Genomic DNA, 19,563 nt, shown 5'->3' on the forward strand with positions numbered 1-19,563 from the left:
CTGCTTACAATACCGGATTTCCTGCCTGCTTACCGCTTCCGCTGCCGTGATCCAGTTCCGCAATCTCCGCCTCGCCCGTGGCGTCAAGACTCTCATCGAGGGCGCCAGCCTGCAGATCCACCCCGGCTGGAAGGTCGGCCTGACCGGCGCCAACGGCTGCGGCAAGTCCAGCCTGTTCGGCATGCTGCGCGGCGAACTCCACCAGGACTCCGGCGACCTGGAGATGCCGGCAGCGTGGACCATTGCCCACGTGGCCCAGGAAACCCCGGCCCTGCCGCGACCGGCCATCGAGTACGTGCTCGACGGCGACGCCGAACTGCGCCGCATCGAAGTCGCCCTGGAAAAGGCCGAAGCCGCCCACGACGGCGAGGAGATCGGCCACCTCCACGGCCGCCTGCAGGAGATCGGCGGCTATGCAGCCCGCGCCCGCGCTGCGGCGCTGATGGACGGCCTGGGCTTCAAGGGCAGCGAACTGGAGCGCCCGGTGGCCGACTTCTCCGGCGGCTGGCGGATGCGCCTCAACCTGGCCCAGGCGCTGATGTGCCGTTCCGACCTGCTGCTGCTCGACGAACCCACCAACCACCTCGACCTGGACGCAGTCATCTGGCTGGAGCAGTGGCTCACCGACTACCGCGGCACGCTGGTGCTGATCTCCCACGACCGCGACTTCCTCGACGCAGTGGTGAACCAGATCGCCCACATCGAGAACCAGCAACTGACCCTGTACACCGGCGGCTACTCCAACTTCGAACGCCAGCGCGCCGAGCGCCTGTCCCAGCAGCAGGCGATGTTCGAGAAGCAGCAGCGCGAGCGTGCCCACCTGCAGAAATACGTGGACCGCTTCCGCGCCCAGGCCACCAAGGCCCGCCAGGCCCAGAGCCGCATCAAGGCACTGGAGCGGATGGAAGTCATCGCCGCGGCCCACATCGACAACCCCTTCACCTTCAGCTTCCGGGAATGCACTGCCGCCCCCGATCCGCTGCTGCAGATCGAGGACACCGCCGCCGGCTACGTGGACAAGCCGATCCTGTCGGACATGAAGCTGACCATCCGCCCCGGCGAACGCATCGGCCTGCTCGGCCGCAACGGCGCCGGCAAGTCGACGCTGATCAAGCTGCTGTCCGGCGGCCTGCAGCCGACCGCCGGCGTACGCCGGGAAGGCAAAGGCCTGCAGCTCGGCTATTTCGCCCAGCACGCACTGGAGAGCCTGCGCCCGGACGAATCGCCGCTGCAGCACATGCTGCGTCTTGCCCCGCAGACCCGCGAGCAGGAACTGCGCAACTACCTCGGCGGCTTCGACTTCAACGGCGACATGGCCACCACGCCTTGCGGCCCCTTCTCCGGCGGTGAGAAGTCCCGCCTGGCGCTGGCCATCCTGATCTGGAACCAGCCCAACCTGCTGCTGCTCGACGAGCCGACCAACCACCTCGACCTGGAAATGCGCCACGCCCTCACGCTGGCCCTGCAGGACTACGAGGGCGGGATGGTCATCGTGTCCCACGACCGGGCCCTGCTGCGCGCCACCTGCGACCGCTTCCTGCTCGTCGATAGCGGCCGCCTGACACCCTTCGATGGCGACCTGGACGACTACAAGAACTGGCTGGCCCAGCAGCGCGCCGCCGACGCGGCCGCCGGCCAGTGCCCGGACAAGGCTGCCGACAAGGCCAGCCGCAAGGCCGACCGCGAAGCCGCCGCCGCCGACCGCCAGGCCCGCCTGGCCGCCCGCCGGCCACTGGTCAAGGAACTGGAGCAGCTCGACAAGAAGCTCACCCCGTGGAACGCCGAAAAGGCCAGGCTCGACGAGCGCCTCGCCGACCCCGACCTGTACACCGGCCCCGACGCCGGCGAGGTGCCCAAGCTGCTCAAGCGCCAGGCCGAACTCAGCGAGAAGATCGACGAAGCCGAACTGCGCTGGCTCGAACTGCACGAAGCCCTCGACGCCATCCCCGCCGACTGAGCCGGCACGCCTGCTTCTGTGGGGGCGAATTCATTCGCCCGCGGTGGTTCATTCACGCGCAGAGGGCGAATGAATTCGCCCCCACGGGAATCGCCCACAAGGATCGTCTCTGCAGAAGTCGCACCCGAACCCGCCCTACATTCCCCCTGAAGCCGTCACAGTCTCTTTGCTAGAATCACGGATTCACCAAATCAACCGCTGCAACCTGGAGCTTTTTGCCGTGCAACTCGTCTGTCTCGACCTCGAAGGTGTTCTCGTCCCCGAAATCTGGATCGAATTCGCGGAGCGCACCGGCATTCCCGAACTGCGTCGCACCACCCGCGACGAGCCGGACTACGACAAGCTCATGAAGTACCGCCTGGACCTGCTCAAGCAGCACAAGCTGGGCCTGCCCGACATCCAGAAGGTGATCGCCGAAATGGGCCCCGAGCCCGGCGCCAAGGACTTCCTCGACGCGCTGCGCAAGGACTTCCAGGTCATCATCCTGTCCGACACCTTCTACGAATTCGCGATGCCGCTGATGGAACAGCTCGGCATGCCGACCCTGTTCTGCCACAAGCTCGAAGCCGACGCCGAGGGCTACCTGGTGAACTACCACCTGCGCATGGCCAACCAGAAGAAGGAAGCTGTCCAGCGCTTCAAGGAAATCAACTTCAAGGTCATCGCCGCCGGCGACTCCTACAACGACACCGCGATGCTCAAGGAAGCCCACGCCGGCATCCTGTTCCGCGCGCCGGACAACGTCATCGCCGAGTTCCCGCAATTCCCGGTCGAGCGCGAGTACAGCGGCCTGGCCGCCCAGATCCGCGCCGCCTCCGCCCGCATCTGACCCCATCCGATACGCCGGTCGCGGCCCCGTGGCCGGCGGCCGGTGCCTGAGCCCATCATGCACCGCGAACGCTTCTACACCCTCTCCGCCTCCTGCCCCGACCGCACCGGCATCGTCGCCAAGGTGTCCGGCTTCATCGCCGAGCACAAGGGCTGGATCCTCGAAACCGCGCTCCACGCCGAGCCCGCCGTCGACAGCGAGCATCGCGGGCGCTACTTCATGCGCATCGAGATCAAGGCCGATTCGCTGCCCTTCATGCTCACCGAGTTCCGCGAGCGCTTCCGCCCGATCGCCGAAGAGCTCAACATGGACTGGAAGATCACCGATTCGGCGGTCAAGAAGCGCGTCGTCATCCTCGTCTCCAAGCAGGAACACTGCCTCTACGACCTGCTGGCGCGCTGGCAGTCGAAGGAACTGGACATCGAGATCCCCTGTGTGATCTCCAACCACGACACCTTCCGCGGCTTCGTCGAGTGGCACGGCATTCCCTTCCACCACGTGCCCGTGACCGCGGACAACAAGGCTCAGGCCTATGCCGAAGTGCAGCGCCTGTTCGAGGAATCCCACGGCGACACGATGGTGCTGGCCCGCTACATGCAGATCCTGTCGCCGGAATTGTGTGCCGCCCATCCGGGCAAGATCATCAACATCCACCACAGCTTCCTGCCCAGCTTCGTCGGCGCCAAGCCCTACCACCAGGCCTATGCCAAGGGCGTCAAGCTGATCGGCGCGACCTGCCACTATGTGACGGCCGACCTGGACCAGGGCCCGATCGTCGAGCAGGACGTGATCCGCATCGATCACTCCGACTCGGTGGACGACATGGTCCGTTACGGCAAGGACATCGAGAAAGCCGTGCTGGCCCGCGGCCTGCGCTACCACCTGGAAGACCGGGTGCTGGTGCACGGCAACAAGACCGTCGTGTTCCGCTGAGTCCATCCCATCCCGGGCAGCCCGCCTGCCCGGCTGCCGCGCGGCATGCCCCACATATGGGGGCACCCGGCCGGATGCACGCATCGACGCCGGCCGCCGGCACGTCCCCCTGCGACACCTCGACCTCCCTCGCCCCCACGGCAAAAGGTCGCGCTGCGGCATCCCATCGAGCCGGATCCTGCTTACCCGGAAACGATGCCGGCACGAAGCAATGACAAAGGCAACGATAAATACATTGCCATAATTCACCCAGCTCGTAGAACAAGGTCACAGCCCTGCCTCGGCCCCCTCACTAAGATGCAGGTCTGCATGGTGTACGAGGGACCACGCCCATAAGGCCCCCGCCCGCCCCCGCCTTTTCCAACGTCGTTCCACGAGTGCATGCCAGCATGACCAGCCCGAACACCAGCGCCCAAACCAGTCTGTTTTCAAATAGCGGCGAGTTGAACATCGACGCTCTGCTCAACGAAGACTCAAGCAAATGGGGCGGGCCACTCGGTACCGGCGCAAACCTCAGCTTCAGCTTCCCCTGGCTGAACGGGCAAGGCGCCTACTGGCAGACACCGAGCTATTCCGACGCAAACGAACCGACGGCCAGTTTCCATTTCGGCTTCAATGCCTACCAGACCGGCATCGCACGCCAGGCTCTGCAAGCCTGGGCCAACGTCGCCAACATCCACTTCACGGAAACAGCCGAGAGCCCCACCAATGTGGGTGATATCCGCTTCGCCTTTTCGTCCGCAGTCAACGCAAGCAATGCCTGGGGCTGGGCGGGCCATCCCAACAATTACTGGGCCGCCGGTGGCGACGTCTGGATCAACACGGACATCGCGCGCGAATCGGACTGGAGCGCAGGCACCTACAACTACGAAGCGCTGATGCACGAGATCGGCCACGCCCTTGGCCTGAAACATCCTGGCAATTACGGTGACGGTGGCAACGGCCCCTATCTGCCATCCAGCCTGGACGACACGAACGACACGATCATGTCGTACAACATCCGCGACGATAATTTCTATCCGGACTTCGGCCCACAGGGCGGCCCACGAGACTCCTCCGAGTTCACCGTGTACCACGAGACCCCGATGGTGCTCGACATCGCGGCCATCCAGTACCTCTATGGCGCCAACATGCAGTACCGGACGGGGAACGACACCTACACCTTCGATGGACACACGCCGTTCTTCGAGACCCTGTGGGACGCAGGCGGCATCGACACCATCGACGTCAGCGCCTACACACTGGGCACGACCATCGATCTGCGCCCCGGCCAGTACTCCTCCCTCCACATTCCCGCGTCCGCCTACTCGGGGGGCTATGCCACCACCTATGACGGCACCAACGCCCTGGGCATCGCCTACGGCTGTCTCATCGAGAATGTCACCGGCAGCGCCGGGAACGACACGATCTACGAGAACAGTGCCGACAACACGATCAACGGCGGCAGTGGCACCGACACCCTGGTACTGGCCGGGCGCTTCGCCGACTACCGGATCACCCTGGATGCTCAATCGGAATGGCTGCGTCTGAGCCACATTCAGTCCCCGGAGGTGGATACGGTCAAGAGCATCGAGAAGCTCACCTTCTCCGACCGCAGCATCACCTACAGCCAGCTCCTCACCGAGCTGCAGCTCGGTCTGGACACCAGCGCCCCCACGGTCAGCACCTTCGCCCCCGCCGACGGCGCCTCCCGCGCGGCGGTGAAACAGAACATCGTCGTCACCTTCAACGAAGCGGTCGTGCGCGGCACCGGCAATATCATCCTCAAGAGCTCGGGGACTCAGGTGGTGGAAACCTTCGATGCGGCGACCAGCAGCCAGCTGAGCATTTCCGGCTCCACACTGACCATCGATCCGACCGCAAATTTTGACTATGGCACCCACTACTGGCTCGAATTCGACAATGGCAGCGTAGTGGACCTTGCGGGCAACAAATACGCCGGCACCACCACCTACGACTTCACCACTGAGAGCAGCAGCCAGGCCGGCAGAACGGTTACCGGCACGGCCGGCGCCGACGATCTGGTAGGCGGGTCGGCCAACGACACCCTGATGGGGCTGGGCGGCAACGACACGGTGTATGGCGGTGGTGGCGTAGACCGCTTCGTGCTCAACGCCTCCACCCGGGATATCGTCGATCACGCCAAGGACCTGACCACCCGCCCCGGCTCCATCAGCAGCCTTGGCTCCTCCCTCGGAACCGTCATCCTCCACGATGTGGAGCGCGTGCAACTGAGCGACGGTCTCTACGCCTTCGACACCCAGGCACCCGGCGAGACCACCCCGGGAGGCAGCGTCTGGCAAGCCCAGGCCCTGTACCAGGCCATTTTCGGCCACTGGGCGGGTACCACGGAGCTCAGTCAATGGACCGCCGAAGCCGACCGCCTGGGCGACATGGGCCAGCTCGGCCAGGCCTTCATCGACTTCTACGCAAAGTCGGTCAGCAACACGGTCCTGGTGAATTACCTCTACACCATGCTGACCCACAGCACAGGCAACCCGCAAGTGATCCAGAACCTGGCGGATCAAATCGGAACCGGCCAGAGTTACGAAACACAAGGCGACTTCCTGGCCTGGGTGGCCCAGCAGTCATTCAATACCGTCAACCTCGCCGGCTTCACCAACAGCATCGCCGTGCTCGATCCCGGCTATTTCTGATCCCATCCACCCCGGAGCGGCGCCCCCACTCCAGTGGGGCAAACCTTCGTGCAGCAGCAGGATTGCCCTGCATGTCATCCGAAAACGATGAAACGACACCCCCGGCTCCTGCACGGACGCAGACGCTAGAGCAAGCGCATCCCCGCCGCAAAATCCAGCTTTCTCTCAACCACGGCATCCTTGGCGAAGCTCGCCAGGAAGGCACTGCGCCGCGCCCCGACGGCCGTGGGCGTTGAAAACTCGATCAGCGGGACGGTCAGCCCATCGCCCTCATCGGCATCGAGCAGGATGTTCATCGCATTCACGCGCAGGGACAGGCGTCGCGCGTGGATCACCCGCTCCGCCGACAACAGGGTTTCGATCAGCGTGGCCAGCATCGTTTCCAGCCCGGCCCCTGCGCCATTCCTTGCTGCCAGCGCGGCTTCGTTGTCCGCCAATTGCCGACGCAGGCCTTCCAGATCGCGGCCGCGCCAGGAGTGGCACTCCAGCGCATCCAGGCCCGGCCGGCCGCGTTCCAGCAGGCTCAGACGGCTCTGCAGCAGATGATGATCGAAAGACAGCTTGTCGCTCTCGCGCTGCCGCGTTGCGATGCCCTTCAGGGCAGCCATCACCAGGCCCTCCAGCACCAGCTCGTGAATACGCCGGAACAGCGCCGCCTCATCCGCGGCAAATGCAAACAGGCGGAAATTCTGGAAGCTGACCGTGGTCTGCGGCACATCCTGACGCAGCTGGTCACCATCCAGCGCCACGCCCAGCACGTTCTGCTCGACACGCGTCGCGGCCACCATGCAATGAATGCGCTCCAGTCCGGCGGCCGCCGGCGAGACCAGAAAGTCATGCAGGTCCACGCTGGCCGCCAGCGTCTCTGCCACATCGACGGGCCGCGCGAAGACGGCGCGCAGCACCGGACTCTGCGCCCAAGCGAAGGGATTCATCTCCACGCAGGGCGGAATGCATGCCACCACCTGATCGGCGTACTCCAGCGCATGCGCGACCGCCGGACACAGCCGCGAGGATGCATCGTCCAGAAACTGCAGGCGCGGATCGATGCTGCCAAGGACCCGCGCCACGGCCGCCTGCAGCCGCTCATCCGCTCCGCGAGAAGGGGCCCGCCCACCCAGCAACCAATCGAAAAAGCCCATCCCCCGCAGTCCCTCTGACAATCAGTGGCAAGCATACAAACAAAAACGGGCGCCTGAGCGCCCGTTTCGTGGTGAAGCCGACTTACCGGAATTACTGGTGGTAAGCGGTTTCGCCGTGGGAGGTGATGTCCAGACCTTCGCGCTCTTCGTCTTCCGGTACGCGCAGGCCGATGAACATGTCGACCAGCTTGTAGCAGATGAAGGCCACGACGGCAGACCACACGACGGTGATGCCGACAGCGGTCAGCTGGACGATGACCTGGTCACCGATGGAGTAGGTGTCGGCAACCTTGTTGGACACGTAATCCCAGATGCCGACGCCGCCCAGGGACGGGGATGCGAACACGCCGGTCAGGATGGCACCGAGGATGCCGCCCACGCCATGCACACCGAACACGTCGAGGGAGTCGTCAGCGCCCAGCAGACGCTTCAGGCCATTGACCCCCCACAGGCAGACCACGCCAGCCAGCAGGCCGATCACGACCGCCCCGACCACGCCGACGAAACCGCAGGCCGGGGTGATGGCCACCAGGCCGGCCACAGCGCCGGACGCAGCGCCCAGGCCGGACGGCTTGCCCTTGATGATCCATTCGGCGAGCAGCCAGGACACCGCCGCGGCAGCGGTGGCAACCCAGGTGTTGACCATGGCCAGGGCGGCAGTGCCGTTGGCTTCCAGCGCGGAGCCGGCGTTGAAGCCGAACCAGCCCACCCACAGGAGGGAGGCACCGACGATGGTCAGGGTCAGGCTGTGCGGAGCGAAGGATTCACGGCCGAAACCGACGCGCTTACCAACGAGAAAGGCACCCACCAGGCCCGCGATGGCGGCGTTGATATGCACCACGGTACCACCGGCGAAGTCGAGGGCACCCTTCTGGAACAGGAAGCCAGCCGTCGCGTTAGCCGCATCGGCAGCCTCAGCCGAGGTGTAGGCATCCGGACCCGCCCAGTACCAGACCATGTGGGCCATCGGCAGGTAGCTGAAGGTAAACCACAGGACGGAGAACAGCAGCACGGCCGAGAACTTGATGCGCTCGGCAAAGGCGCCGAGGATCAGGGCCACGGTGATGGCAGCAAAGGCACCCTGGAAGACCACGTAGATGAACTCGGAAATCACTACGCCCTTGGTAAAGGTTGCGGCAACCGAGTCCGGCGTGATGCCCTTCAGCAGCACCTTGTCGAGGCCACCGAAGAAGGCACTGCCCTCGGTGAACGCGATCGAGTAACCGTACAGCACCCACAGCACGCTGATCAGCGAGAACACCGTGAACACCTGCAGCAGCACCGACAGCATGTTCTTGGCACGCACCAGGCCGCCATAGAACAGGGCCAGGCCGGGGATGGACATCATGATGACGAGGACGGCGGCGACGATCAGCCAGGCGTTGTCCCCCTTGTTGGGCACCGGTGCCGGTGCGGCAGGCGCGGCTTCCGCCGGCTTGGCCTCAGCGGCGGCGGCCGGGGCAGCAGCCGGCGCTTCGGCGGGCTTGGCGGCGGCGCTGGCCTCGGCCGGCGCGGTCACCGCAGGAGCTGCGGTCGGCGTGGCCGGGGCATCCTTGTCCTGGGCCAGCGCATGGCCCGCGAAGCCGACCGTCAGGGTCGCCAGCAGGGCTGCGAAGAGTTTTTTCATGATGGAAGGCTCCCTTACAGCGCTTCGGCACCGGACTCGCCGGTACGGATGCGGATGGCTTGTTCGAGATCGAACACGAAGATCTTGCCGTCACCGATCTTGCCGGTGCTGGCGGACTTCTCGATGGCCTCGATGACCTGATCGAGGATCTCGGTCTTGACGGCGGCCTCGATCTTCACCTTGGGCAGAAAATCGACCACGTATTCCGCGCCGCGGTACAGCTCGGTATGGCCCTTCTGACGGCCAAAGCCCTTGACCTCGGTCACCGTGATGCCTTGCACACCGATGGCGGACAGGGCCTCACGCACTTCGTCGAGCTTGAAAGGCTTGATGATGGCAGTTACGAGTTTCATGGTTGGGTCCTCATGCAAGGCGACCCGAACGAGCCGCCGCGCGGTTACGGGGAAAGTTAGAACGTACGGGTGATGGTCAGCTGCACGCGATCCTTGCCCAGGTCCTTGCCGAAAGCATTGGTGTAGAAGGCCTGGCTGGCGTTGGTGTTGATGTAGCTCAGGCCGACCACGACACCGGCGATGTCCTTGGTCACGCCGAGCTTGTAATCGGTGTACGAGGCGCCGCTGTTGTCGCCGTGAATCTTCTGGCGACCCACGTGGCCGATCAGGTTGAGGCCCGGGCTCAGCTCGTAGGCGGCGGTCAGGTCGAGGTAGCCGGAGTTCTTGGAGTCGGTCCAGCCGAACAGGTCGCTGAAGGAGTGGGAGTACTTCAGGGTCAGGAAGGACCAGGAACCGGCGATGTAGCCTTCGATGGTGTTCGGGTTGTTGCCGTAGCCGGAGCCCGGGTAGAAGTACTGCAGCAGGCCCACGTCATAGCCGAAATCGCCGACGGTGTTCTTGAAGCCGCCGTAGAAGTCCATTTCGATGCTGTTGCTGACCGTCGGGCTGCCGTCCGTCAGCCAGGATACGTTGGAGGCCCAGGTGCCTGCATACAGGCCGCTGGAATGCGCGTAGTCGAAACCGCCCTGGATCGCCGGCTTGCGATTGGTCTGACCGATACCGCGGTAAATGTACTCCGACGCCAGCGTCACGTTGCTGGTGAAGGTGTGCTCCGGAGCGGGCGCCGCATCGGCAGCGTTCGCCAGGGACGGCAGGGCGGCACAGGCTGCGAGCAGTGCAGAAGCGATAACGGTCTTGCGCATGATTGGATTCTCCTAGTAATAAAAGTTGGCAAACTCCAACTAGCAACCACTGTGCCAGTTTCAAAAACTACGACATTTCAGCAAGTTAGCATCTCGAACCGGCGTTTATTGCGATGCAAAAAAAATCCACGCCGCACCACTTTGGGAGTACGCACCAATCGGGGGCGCCGTGTTGGTGCATGGGTCGCGGCAACGGTCACCAGGCTCCGGTGCTAAACTAGGACACGACTTGGATTTTTCCCTTTTTCCCGTGAGGAACGCTGCCATGGCCAATCCCAAAATCCTCGATGAAATCGGTTCGAAGGTTTCCGAACTCCTCGCCAACAGCCCCGCCAAGGATCTCGAAAAGAATGCCCGCGCCCTGCTCGCCAGCGGTTTTTCCAAACTCGACCTGGTGACGCGCGAGGAATTCGAACTGCAGAAGGAAGCCCTCACCCGTTACCGCGACAAGCTGACCGAACTCGAACACCGGGTCGCCCAGCTGGAAGCGGAACTGGCTTCCCGCCCGCCGGCAGAAGCAGGCTGAACCTCCCGTCGTCCAGACGGTCACTGCAAGGGCGCCCCGGCGCCCTTTTTCATGCCGGCCAAGAATCAATAACAGCACCGCCCGTTCGGCTTCCCGGAGACATCCCTTGAACAAGCTACTCGCCCTGCTCGCCATTGCCGGCACACCGGCTTTCGCCGCCCCGGTCAATTACACGATCGACTCCAGCCACACCTACCCGCTGTTCGAGACGGACCACCTGGGCTTCTCGACCCAGCGCGGACGCTTCAACAAGACCAGCGGCAGGATCGTCCTCGACAGCGCGACCAAGCGCGGCTCGGTGGAAGTGAGCATCGACGCCGCATCCATCGACATGGGCTTCGCCAAATGGAACGAGAACATGCGCGGCGAGGGCTTTTTCAACACCGAGGCGTACCCGACGATCAGCTTCAAGGCCGAACGCCTCACCTTTGACGGCGACAAGCCGGTGTCGGCCGAAGGCAGCCTGACCCTGCTCGGCATCACCAAGCCGCTCGTCCTCACGCTGTCCCGCTTTCACTGTGCCCCCCACCCGCTCAACAAGCGCGAAACCTGCGGCGCCGACATCACGGCCCGCCTGAAGCGTTCGGACTTCGGCATGACCAAGAACATCCCCTCGGTCAGCGACGAAGTGCGCCTGCTGATCTCGGTGGAAGCCTATCGCGAACCGCAATGACAATGCGCTAATTCATGCACCACCTGGGCTAGACTTCCGGTTTATTCCAAAAAGATACGTCGTGAGTATAGCCCTCCTGACAAGTCGCGCCCTCGTCGGCCTGCTGGCCCCGGAAGTCACCGTCGAGGTGCATCTGGCCAACGGTCTCCCCGCCTTCACGCTGGTCGGTCTGCCGGACGCAGAGGTCCGCGAAGCCCGCGACCGGGTCCGGGCTGCCCTGCAAACCGGGCAGTTCGAGTTCCCGCAACGACGCATCACCGTCAACCTGGCGCCGGCCGATCTGCCCAAGGAGGGCGGCTGTTTCGACCTGCCCATCGCCCTGGGCATCCTGGCCGCCTCCGGCCAGATCCCGGCGAACCGGCTGGACCGATACGAATTTGCCGGGGAACTCTCCCTCACCGGCGAACTGCGGCCGGTGCGCGGCGCACTGGCCCTGGCCCGACAGGCCGCCCACAGTGGGCGGACGCTGATCCTGCCGATCGCCAACGCCCCCGAAGCCGCGCTGGTTCAAAACGTCCAGATGCTGCCGGCGCGCAGCCTGTCGGCAGTGGCCGCCCACCTGTGCGGCCACACGCTCCTCGCGCCCCATGACGGCGCAACCCTGGCTCCGCCGCCAGCCTACCCCGATCTGGCCGACGTGAAGGGGCAGGCCCATGCCCGCCGGGCGCTGGAGGTCGCCGCCAGCGGCCAGCATTCCCTGCTGTTGTACGGCCCGCCGGGCACCGGCAAATCCATGCTGGCCCAGCGTCTGCCCGGCCTGTTGCCGCCGATGGACGACCGGGAAGCGCTGGAGAGTGCCGTCGTCCAGTCCATCGAAGGCAGCTTCCGGCCCGAGCGCTGGCGCCACCGCCCCCTACGAACGCCACATCACACGGCTTCGACCGCAGCACTGGTCGGTGGAGGCGGCACGCCCCGCCCCGGCGAGATCAGCCTGGCGCACAACGGCGTGCTGTACCTGGACGAGCTGCCGAAGTTCTGATTTAGCCAATGTAGCAACGAACAAGGCAAAAATTCGGATAACCCACTGACTATAAAGGAATCCCAAAGTATCCAATGTCGCATTACTTGCAGGAATCCTGTGAGTGATGTCACAGCATTAGAAGTATCCCAGCTCCTGCCGAAATCCTCGAAACATCGATAAATCATATAGTTAGCATCGGATGATGAGCGATTCGAGATTTAAACAACAAATGCAGGAATGTTGCATTACTCGTCACTTTCCGATATTATGTGTTCCATTCCTGCATCACTTGCAGGTAGCAATATTGGAAATTCCAGTTTTTTGCGGCTAGGAGGACGAGGGAAATGGCGAATCCGAAGATAGTGCTGGCGACATCCGATGTCGCTTCGCGCGCTCTCGCGCCAGCAGATGCCGAACTGTTCGGGACCATCATTGATGCATGGACTCGTCGCCGCATCGGCTCGCTGCGCCATACCCACAAAGCCGTAGCCAGGGACGTCTCGGTGCTGCGGGAGTTTGCTGCCCACTCAGGTCTGCCGCCTTGGCTCTGGAATGAGGATGCATTTGACTGCTGGTGCGATCATCTCGGATTGGAGCGCCGGTTGGCCAATAGCACCCAGCGGCATTACCAATGCTCGATCCGATCCTTCCTCGAATATCTCACGACGAACGTCAAGTTCAGGAACGAGATCCGGCGCTTGTATGGCGTCGAGCCACGACAGATTTGCACGGAAGAGAACTGCATCCCCCATACCGTCGAAAAGGAGTCCTCCAAAGAGCGCCGAGCCTTCACACATGAGGAAATCGAGTTGTTTTTTGACGGGCTGCGGCGCGCTTCTGTCGAGGCCGGCCGCTTCAGGACCAAGGATTACAACCCTCTTCGTCGGGACCGTACTTTCTTTTTCACCCTCTACTCCGGAGGGCTCAGGATTTCCGAAGGCCTCAACCTAAACGTAAATTCGTTTGCGCCGAATCCAGCTTTACCTGAACTTGGCCCCTATGGATTCATCAAGGTCTGGGGCAAGGGAAGCCGGGGAAGTGGGAAGCGCTTTCGGACCGTACCGGTCACCCATCCTGACTTCCCTGAGCTCATGGACTGGTACATCACAAGAGTCCGCCCTGAATTCCTTCATCGAGCGGACCCCAATGAGGAAGCCTTGTTCCTCTCGGAGCGGGGAACTCGTCTCAAGTCGTCCAGCGCCGACGCACGCTTCAAAATCGCAACTCGCTATTGCGGCCTGGAAGGCGAAGGACTGACGCCACACTGTCTGCGCCACTCGAGCGTTACCCACGAATCCTTGCGCTTCAGCATCGAGATGGTTCGTCGGAAGCATGGCCACGCTTCTGCGGCAACGACACAAGGCTATATGCACGTCCCCGACGTTATGGTCGACGACGAAATCAGCAGCGTCGTCTCCCGCGAGCTCGATGACGCGCTCAACACACAGGAGAAGAAAGAATGAGCGATACGCCCAATATCAGACTTGGTTGGCGCCTCCGCGTGCGGATGGCGGAAAACCGAATACCGACCGCCACGGAACTCAAGCGACGGCTCGACGCGATCGGCTACGACATCACCAGCGCCCAACTCTCCCGAATTGTGGACGAGCGACCGGCCCAGGTGAAAACCGCGCTACTGGAGGCTTTGCTTAAAGTCCTGGGGGGAACCCTAGACGATCTCATGCCCGCGGAGGGCCGTGTTGAGCAGCCGAGTTCTGCGCCTCAAGGTGGTGAGGAAGTTGCGCCAAGCCCAGCGCCGGCGGCCACCCCCACCCGTAAGCGCAAACCGGCGCGCCCCGCCTCGGAAGCAGTCGATCCGGACGATGCCGGTGGCCCCAGGGTACGCCCCTTCTCGGTCCCACCGAAGAAGTGAAATAGCGTTCCTACATGGCGACCTCTGCTCATACCTGTTGCGATGAATGCAGCCGTCCGATGGCCAAGGCGCGTCTCGTCCGGAACGGGAAGGCCTTGTGCGACACCTGCAGCCAGCGGATTCCCTACGCCCCTTGTGGCAAGTGCGGAAAGCAGACGCGCATGCTCAATGACCAAGGGGAACCGCTCTGCAAGGTCTGCCGTGCCCTCAACCGCACCTGCGTGCGTTGCGGCAAGCCAGTGCGCAAGGCTGGGCGCTTGGTCGATGGCGGTGCTGTCTGCGGCCCCTGCGCCAAGTATTACCGTGAACCGCAGGCCTGCGATCAATGTGGGGCAATGGAGAAGGTTCTTACCGGCGTACAGACAGAAACTGGGCGGCGCCGTCTCTGCGGCAGGTGTTTCCGGCGCCATAAAGGCTACAAGAGCTGCAGCATCTGCCGGAAAGACAGGCTGCCTGTCGGCGTGACCGCTGACGGCAAGCCTATATGCAAAACCTGTTTGAGTGCGGCCGGAAAACCTTTCGTGTGCCCAACCTGTGGCCAGGAAGGAATACGCCATAGTAGAAGGCGTTGCCAGAAGTGCTACGTTCGCGATACGGCGAAAAGCCGTGTCGAGGAATATGCTCCCCTTTTTAGTCATGCATGGACCCGGGAAGCCTGGCTGGGATTTGGTGCAGAGACCCTGGAGGCAATGAATCCAGAAAAGCTAGTGCATCGAATCAACAGCTACTACCTCTTCTTCGTCCGGCTTGATCTCGCCTTCAGCAAACCTACAGAAATCACGCCGGTCGCGCTGTTGAAAAGCGTCGGCGGCTTGGATGGGCTCCGTCGATACACCGTGCCCTATGGCTATCTCCTGAAGCACCGAATCATCCCCGAGACAACGCGCAGTCTCCTGCAGGACGAGGCTGAATCCATCAGGCAGGAAGCCATGATCGCCAAGCTGGATGGCAAGTGGTATGCCCCAGTCATGGCACGCTACCGGAATCACCTGCTGACTGTCCGCGCCCGATACGACAGCCGGGGCTGGAAAGGGGAAGATACCCGGATGAAGGCGCGCTCGATTACGCTCAACCTCCGGGCGGCTCGGCGTTTATGCGAAACGCTGGATGCCATAGGTGTCCAGATGATTCAGCAGACGACGCCAGAGATGCTGGACAAGTTCTTCATGGACTATCCTGGACTGGCCGTCTCAATCCGTGCCTTCGTCCGATACCTGAACCGGAAGGAAAAACTCTTTCAGCGCCTGCGCCTGAAGACAGTTGCCCGGAGTGTGCCGGAAGGGATTTTCCTGCCCCGCGAAAAATCCACTGCGCTCATTCAAGCGTGGATGACGCCGACTGATGAGACGCTTCGGCAGTCCCTCATCGGCCTGTTCATGCTGCTCTATGCCCAGACGGTCAAGAACTGTGTTCGGCTTCGTCTGGATGCACTCATCCAACGGGCTGACGGGCGTTATCGCATAGCATTTGGCCGCGCGGAAATCCACCTGGATGCTCGGATCAGCGCGATACTCGATCGCTATTTGAACGTGCGGCAAACACTGGTTGCTCTGGACCATGCCGACGAAAATCCGTATCTCTTTCCGGGACGGCAGTTAGGCAGTCACCTGAGTGCCGAATCGGTATCCGGTTGGTTGAAAAAGGCGGGCGTCAGCTCCGATCAGTTGTTTGCAACATCAATCTATAACGCCTATCAAAATGGCCTGCGACTTCCCAAGGTCTTGGTGCGAGCGTTTGGCATCACCGATACGACCGCGATCAAGTATCTCAACATGCTGGATCCCCGCCTGGTCATGGAGATCGAACGCAAACCACTGGGCGGCGGGGACGAACCCTGATGGCTGGCGAACTTACCGTTCGGAAAAATCCATACGCCAGCGGTCAGCCGTGGTGGCTCTATATGCTCGAATGCAAGGGCGGAGGCATCTACACCGGCATCGCGCTGGATGTGGATGCGCGGTTTGAGCAACACGTCGCAGGCAAGGGCGCCAAATACACGCGCATGAACCGGCCCATCCGGGTCGTCGCGCGCATCCGCTACGACACGCACCGGGAAGCCGCTCAGGCTGAAGTTGCGCTGAAACGCCTCAAGCCCCTGGAAAAGCTGCGGTGGGCCTATGCCTTGGCTGGGTTAGTCGGCATGGACAAGTCGGCGTAACGCGTGGGGCGTCTCCGGATCGTTGAGGGGCAAAAGCATCGCGGCCCCCGCGATCCGCTGCAACAGGTGGGCAAGTCGGGCTTTGGGTTCGTCGTGAAGGACGATGCAGCGATCGCGTCCCAGTATCCCATGGGCCGTCAAGGCCGCGAATCCGTACAGGACGTCGTTCGCCTGGTCGGCCACTTCTGCCGCCGTCCTGCCATTGAACCGCAGCAGCTTGATTCCCAGTGGCACCGGCGCCTCAACGAAAGCCGCCAAGCGGACAAATTGAGGCTGTCCGGGCACTTCGATTTCCAGCTCGACATCGCGATGGAAGGTCGAGACGAATTCGAGTTCCGAGCGGCGGAAGGTATCATCGACGTCATGCTGAAAGGTGGATCGCTTCGGAATCTTCGGCACCGTGACCATGCTGCCAAATAGCCGCCGGGCCACAACAAGCGGACTTTCCCCGGCTGGGACGATTGCGTTGATGGGTTCGCCGGCGTCGAAGCGGGCACCGGATTTCGCCAAATGGTTCAGTTCGTCCTGAATTTCGGCGGCCGTCCGGGCCTCCATCGCCAGCGCCTTGAACCAGCGCTCCCATTCACGAAATACCCAGCTGACAGCCTCGCCATAGCCGAATGCGCGGCAGAAATAACGGGCATCGGAATCGCCTGAAGGTTGGTCGCCCAGCATGGCCAGGTGCGTCTCGCCCTGACCATGGACGAGCACGCCGATATTCCGATGCTCCTGGCGGAAGGGGTCGGCCGCATAGCGGATCGTCCAGCAAGTTACCTCGCGGGTGGTCATGGTCGCATCGCCGCGGCGGGGATGATTTCCGACAGGCGCCGGGATCGCACTGACAAAGCTTGGTAGAGGGCTTCCTGGGTTTCCGGCAGGACGGTCCGGAATGCCTGGCCGAAGACACAGCAGTTCCGCAGGGTGTCATCCGGTAGGCAGGCGATGCGAACCAGCCACTGTTCCAACCGGGTCTTCTCGACAAGCCCCTGGAAAGGGTGGAATTTGACGATGGGCTCGGTGCTCTTCAGGCGCTCGACACTTCGGGCTGGGTCCTGCTCGACGTCAAGCAGCGCGAACTGATGGTCGAAGGCGCGGAACAGCGGCAGGTGCTCGCTCAACATCGCCGCCTTGATGTTGCCGCCACGATCCCGGTTGCCGATCCAATAATCGAACGCCAGGATTGCGGCCGCTGCCTCGGGGTACCGGGCGGCCACTTTCCGGTAATCCGACTTGCGCATGTCCGGCAGGTCCAGGCCGGGCAGCGCCACCTCGAGGCTGGCATAGGCATAGCCGTCGGCGGCGACGGTAAGCACGCCGTCAGCGACCGGCACACGTAGCGCCTGCGCCAGCCGCATGGCCGCGAACTCGTTGTACACCAGGTGTGGCGAGTCGGGACAGTCGAATTTCAGGATGCCGTGCAGGGTACAGGCCACGGGGTGGGTAATCCCCTGGACATTCCGGCGAGGCGGGAACAGTTTGTGAATGCGGTAGGGCGTTGGCATAAGACCGCCCTATGCCGAGCCGGCCGAACGTCGGGATTGCCCTTTTGCCTTTGGCTGGGAACCCTCGCCGCCCTGGCCGGGCCCCTCGGTATGCGCCAGAAGATCGAGCACGTCGACATGCAAGGCATTCGCCAGCCGCTCCAATCCATCAAGCGAGATGTTCGTGACGCAGCGCTCCAGCTGCGACACGTAGGTCCTGTGGAATTCCGCCAACTCGGCCATTGCCTCCTGGCTCAGTCCGCGTTCCTTGCGTAAGCGCCGGAGGTTTTCGGCAACGCGCTGGCGCGCCTCCCCAATTGTTTGATCTCTCGTACCCATAGTGGTCTGGAGAGTGGCCGCCTACGGGTTTTGTATCTACAGCGCATTACTCTACTGTTTTTAAATCTCATTCGGTAGAATCGCTATGTCATCTACTTAACCCTCTTCGTTCCGCCATTCCCTACCGGGAACGGTGGGAGCGAGTTTCAGGAACGACCATGAAACTGCTTCGCCTCCTGGCGGTGTTGACCATCGCCGTCGCTGGCTTTCCGGTCCAGGCTCAGAACATCCTGACCGAGCTCAGCGGCTCCACCTACCGGGAAAAGACGGTGTATGCCGTCTATGACGTGCCCGGCAAGGACCTCAAAGTTGATGCCATCGAAACCGCCGTCCTCGATGCCATTCATCTCTACGCCCGCGATGCCCAGGTGCGTCAGGGCATCCCGCCGTCCGTCTTCCCCGACTATCCTGCCCAGATGACCCTGGGGCGCCGGCTGAGCGGCGGCCCCAAGCCGAACTGCGCCGGCGAGCTGTTCTCCATCGAGGGGATCGATTCGTCCATGGCGAAGTACGGCGAGAAGACCTACCACCGGGTCTGCCTATTCCCCTACGCCGCGGGATACCGCATCAACTACTTCGCCATCTATGGCCAGCAGTCCGGGGCGGGCAATTCCAATCCGAACGTCCTGGCGGCGATGCTCGGTCGGGCGATGGGTAGCGCCGTGGGTCTGGGCGACAGCAGCGGCGCGATCAACAAGCTGCTGGGACGCCTGGAAGGCAATCTGCAGGGCGCCGGCATGGCCTTCAAGCTGGTGCAACTGCACCCGAAGGATCTGGCCGGCCGAGTGGTCGTGGAGGATGATCTGCCGCGGCCGGCCACCCAGGCCGTAGTGGTGGCCCAGGCTCCCGCGGCATTGGCGACGGTACAGCCTGCCCCGGCTGTGCCGGGACAGCAGATCGACCCGAGAGCCCTTCCCCCGGAGTTGGCTCAACTGCGGACGGCGCTGATGCAGCAGCGCGAAGCCCGTCAGCAGTTGGTGGCGCAGCAAGCGGCCGCAAGCGCCACCGGCAAGAAGCTCACCGCCGCGGACGCCCGCAAGGAGCTGACGGCCATGGGGCTGCAATACTTCAACCAGGAGCAGTTCGTGGCGGCGATCCGCCGCGGCGATGCCCTGGCGGTCGACCTCTTCATCACCGGCGCCGGCGTCGACCTGAATAGCGGGTCTCCAGGATCGACTCCCCTGGTCATTGCTGAGAGTAGCGGACGACAAGATATCGTCGCTTTGCTGAAAAACAACGGGGCGCACTGAC

Annotated in this window: 18 protein-coding genes and 1 pseudogene; 12 read left to right on the plus strand and 7 right to left on the minus strand. The window is 63.0% G+C overall.

Annotated features, from left to right (window positions below; genetic code table 11):
* Positions 1–46: 46 nt before the first annotated feature.
* The 4 genes from B4920_RS08915 (at position 47) to B4920_RS08930 (ending at position 6,376) form a co-directional block, all read left to right on the plus strand.
* Positions 47–1,957 (plus strand): ATP-binding cassette domain-containing protein, encoded by a 1,911-nt coding sequence (locus B4920_RS08915; protein ID WP_079434285.1) that lies wholly within the window; start codon positions 47–49, stop codon positions 1,955–1,957.
* A 220-nt stretch (positions 1,958–2,177) separates the two neighbouring features.
* Positions 2,178–2,786 carry a bifunctional phosphoserine phosphatase/homoserine phosphotransferase ThrH gene (thrH, locus tag B4920_RS08920; RefSeq protein ID WP_079434286.1) on the plus strand — a complete coding sequence of 203 codons (609 nt, stop codon included), beginning with the start codon at positions 2,178–2,180 and terminating at the stop codon, positions 2,784–2,786.
* Positions 2,787–2,843: 57 nt separating this feature from the next.
* The gene (gene purU / locus B4920_RS08925; protein WP_079434287.1) at positions 2,844–3,719 is read left to right on the plus strand and encodes a formyltetrahydrofolate deformylase; all 876 of its coding nucleotides are present in this window, start codon (positions 2,844–2,846) and stop codon (positions 3,717–3,719) included.
* Positions 3,720–4,108: 389 nt separating this feature from the next.
* Positions 4,109–6,376, plus strand: coding sequence for an Ig-like domain-containing protein (locus B4920_RS08930; protein ID WP_079434288.1), 2,268 nt, complete (start codon positions 4,109–4,111; stop codon positions 6,374–6,376).
* A gap of 125 nt (positions 6,377–6,501) precedes the next feature.
* Here B4920_RS08930 and B4920_RS08935 read toward each other — a convergent pair whose 3' ends face one another.
* The 4 genes from B4920_RS08935 to B4920_RS08950 all read right to left on the minus strand — a co-directional run bounded on the left by B4920_RS08935 (position 6,502) and on the right by B4920_RS08950 (position 10,301).
* A complete protein-coding gene (locus B4920_RS08935) occupies positions 6,502–7,518 on the minus strand; it encodes a hypothetical protein (protein ID WP_079434289.1) in 1,017 nt (338 codons plus the stop codon).
* Positions 7,519–7,609: 91 nt separating this feature from the next.
* Positions 7,610–9,145, minus strand: coding sequence for an ammonium transporter (gene amt, locus B4920_RS08940; protein ID WP_079434290.1), 1,536 nt, complete (start codon positions 9,143–9,145; stop codon positions 7,610–7,612).
* Between the two features lie 14 nt (positions 9,146–9,159).
* Positions 9,160–9,498, minus strand: coding sequence for a P-II family nitrogen regulator (glnK, locus tag B4920_RS08945; RefSeq protein WP_079434291.1), 339 nt, complete (start codon positions 9,496–9,498; stop codon positions 9,160–9,162).
* A gap of 56 nt (positions 9,499–9,554) precedes the next feature.
* Positions 9,555–10,301, minus strand: a complete 747-nt coding sequence (locus B4920_RS08950) for a TorF family putative porin (protein ID WP_079434292.1) — start codon at positions 10,299–10,301, stop codon at positions 9,555–9,557.
* Positions 10,302–10,566: 265 nt separating this feature from the next.
* On the opposite strand from B4920_RS08950, the gene B4920_RS08955 reads away from it, so the two are divergent.
* The 7 genes and pseudogenes from B4920_RS08955 to B4920_RS08985 all read left to right on the plus strand — a co-directional run bounded on the left by B4920_RS08955 (position 10,567) and on the right by B4920_RS08985 (position 16,492).
* On the plus strand, positions 10,567–10,827 hold the full coding sequence (locus B4920_RS08955; RefSeq protein WP_079434293.1) for an accessory factor UbiK family protein: 261 nt from the start codon (positions 10,567–10,569) through the stop codon (positions 10,825–10,827).
* 106 nt (positions 10,828–10,933) lie between these two features.
* Positions 10,934–11,500, plus strand: a complete 567-nt coding sequence (locus B4920_RS08960; RefSeq protein WP_079434294.1) for a YceI family protein — start codon at positions 10,934–10,936, stop codon at positions 11,498–11,500.
* A gap of 61 nt (positions 11,501–11,561) precedes the next feature.
* Positions 11,562–12,476 (plus strand): annotated as a pseudogene (locus tag B4920_RS08965) (YifB family Mg chelatase-like AAA ATPase); the annotation flags it as partial.
* A 329-nt stretch (positions 12,477–12,805) separates the two neighbouring features.
* Complete coding sequence (locus B4920_RS08970; protein ID WP_079434296.1) at positions 12,806–13,924, plus strand: tyrosine-type recombinase/integrase; 1,119 nt, start codon at positions 12,806–12,808, stop codon at positions 13,922–13,924.
* A complete protein-coding gene (locus B4920_RS08975) occupies positions 13,921–14,334 on the plus strand; it encodes a helix-turn-helix transcriptional regulator (RefSeq protein ID WP_079434297.1) in 414 nt (137 codons plus the stop codon). The genes B4920_RS08970 and B4920_RS08975 overlap by 4 nt, the downstream gene beginning before the upstream one ends.
* A gap of 161 nt (positions 14,335–14,495) precedes the next feature.
* Positions 14,496–16,172: a hypothetical protein gene (locus B4920_RS08980; RefSeq protein ID WP_139379466.1), complete on the plus strand. Its 1,677-nt coding sequence runs from the start codon at positions 14,496–14,498 to the stop codon at positions 16,170–16,172.
* Positions 16,172–16,492, plus strand: coding sequence for a GIY-YIG nuclease family protein (locus B4920_RS08985; RefSeq protein WP_079434299.1), 321 nt, complete (start codon positions 16,172–16,174; stop codon positions 16,490–16,492). The genes B4920_RS08980 and B4920_RS08985 overlap by 1 nt, the downstream gene beginning before the upstream one ends.
* Here the strand turns inward: B4920_RS08985 and B4920_RS08990 are convergent.
* From B4920_RS08990 to B4920_RS09000, 3 genes are all read right to left on the minus strand, one after another.
* Positions 16,466–17,281: a hypothetical protein gene (locus B4920_RS08990; RefSeq protein ID WP_079434300.1), complete on the minus strand. Its 816-nt coding sequence runs from the start codon at positions 17,279–17,281 to the stop codon at positions 16,466–16,468. The two genes, B4920_RS08985 and B4920_RS08990, sit on opposite strands and share 27 nt — an antisense overlap.
* Positions 17,278–17,925, minus strand: a complete 648-nt coding sequence (locus B4920_RS08995) for a hypothetical protein (RefSeq protein ID WP_079434301.1) — start codon at positions 17,923–17,925, stop codon at positions 17,278–17,280. Before B4920_RS08995 ends, B4920_RS08990 begins: the two co-directional genes overlap by 4 nt.
* A 78-nt stretch (positions 17,926–18,003) precedes the next feature.
* Positions 18,004–18,312 (minus strand): helix-turn-helix domain-containing protein, encoded by a 309-nt coding sequence (locus tag B4920_RS09000; protein ID WP_079434302.1) that lies wholly within the window; start codon positions 18,310–18,312, stop codon positions 18,004–18,006.
* Positions 18,313–18,470: 158 nt separating this feature from the next.
* Between B4920_RS09000 and B4920_RS09005 the strand changes: the two genes are divergently transcribed.
* Positions 18,471–19,562 (plus strand): ankyrin repeat domain-containing protein, encoded by a 1,092-nt coding sequence (locus tag B4920_RS09005; RefSeq protein ID WP_079434303.1) that lies wholly within the window; start codon positions 18,471–18,473, stop codon positions 19,560–19,562.
* Position 19,563 lies beyond the last annotated feature (1 nt).

The organism is Zoogloea sp. LCSB751 (genome assembly GCF_002028455.1).
GTDB lineage: Bacteria > Pseudomonadota > Gammaproteobacteria > Burkholderiales > Rhodocyclaceae > Zoogloea.

Bases quoted from the DNA above. Each gene is read 5' to 3' on its own strand.
- purU (WP_079434287.1), top strand. From the start codon at position 2,844: ATGCACCGCGAACGCTTCTACACCCTCTCCGCCTCCTGCCCCGACCGC.
- B4920_RS08930 (WP_079434288.1), top strand. From the start codon at position 4,109: ATGACCAGCCCGAACACCAGCGCCCAAACCAGTCTGTTTTCAAATAGC.
- B4920_RS08935 (WP_079434289.1), bottom strand. From the start codon at position 7,518: ATGGGCTTTTTCGATTGGTTGCTGGGTGGGCGGGCCCCTTCTCGCGGA.
- amt (WP_079434290.1), bottom strand. From the start codon at position 9,145: ATGAAAAAACTCTTCGCAGCCCTGCTGGCGACCCTGACGGTCGGCTTC.
- glnK (WP_079434291.1), bottom strand. From the start codon at position 9,498: ATGAAACTCGTAACTGCCATCATCAAGCCTTTCAAGCTCGACGAAGTG.
- B4920_RS08950 (WP_079434292.1), bottom strand. From the start codon at position 10,301: ATGCGCAAGACCGTTATCGCTTCTGCACTGCTCGCAGCCTGTGCCGCC.
- B4920_RS08955 (WP_079434293.1), top strand. From the start codon at position 10,567: ATGGCCAATCCCAAAATCCTCGATGAAATCGGTTCGAAGGTTTCCGAA.
- B4920_RS08970 (WP_079434296.1), top strand. From the start codon at position 12,806: ATGGCGAATCCGAAGATAGTGCTGGCGACATCCGATGTCGCTTCGCGC.
- B4920_RS08975 (WP_079434297.1), top strand. From the start codon at position 13,921: ATGAGCGATACGCCCAATATCAGACTTGGTTGGCGCCTCCGCGTGCGG.
- B4920_RS08980 (WP_139379466.1), top strand. From the start codon at position 14,496: ATGCTCAATGACCAAGGGGAACCGCTCTGCAAGGTCTGCCGTGCCCTC.
- B4920_RS08985 (WP_079434299.1), top strand. From the start codon at position 16,172: ATGGCTGGCGAACTTACCGTTCGGAAAAATCCATACGCCAGCGGTCAG.
- B4920_RS08990 (WP_079434300.1), bottom strand. From the start codon at position 17,281: ATGACCACCCGCGAGGTAACTTGCTGGACGATCCGCTATGCGGCCGAC.
- B4920_RS09000 (WP_079434302.1), bottom strand. From the start codon at position 18,312: ATGGGTACGAGAGATCAAACAATTGGGGAGGCGCGCCAGCGCGTTGCC.
- B4920_RS09005 (WP_079434303.1), top strand. From the start codon at position 18,471: ATGAAACTGCTTCGCCTCCTGGCGGTGTTGACCATCGCCGTCGCTGGC.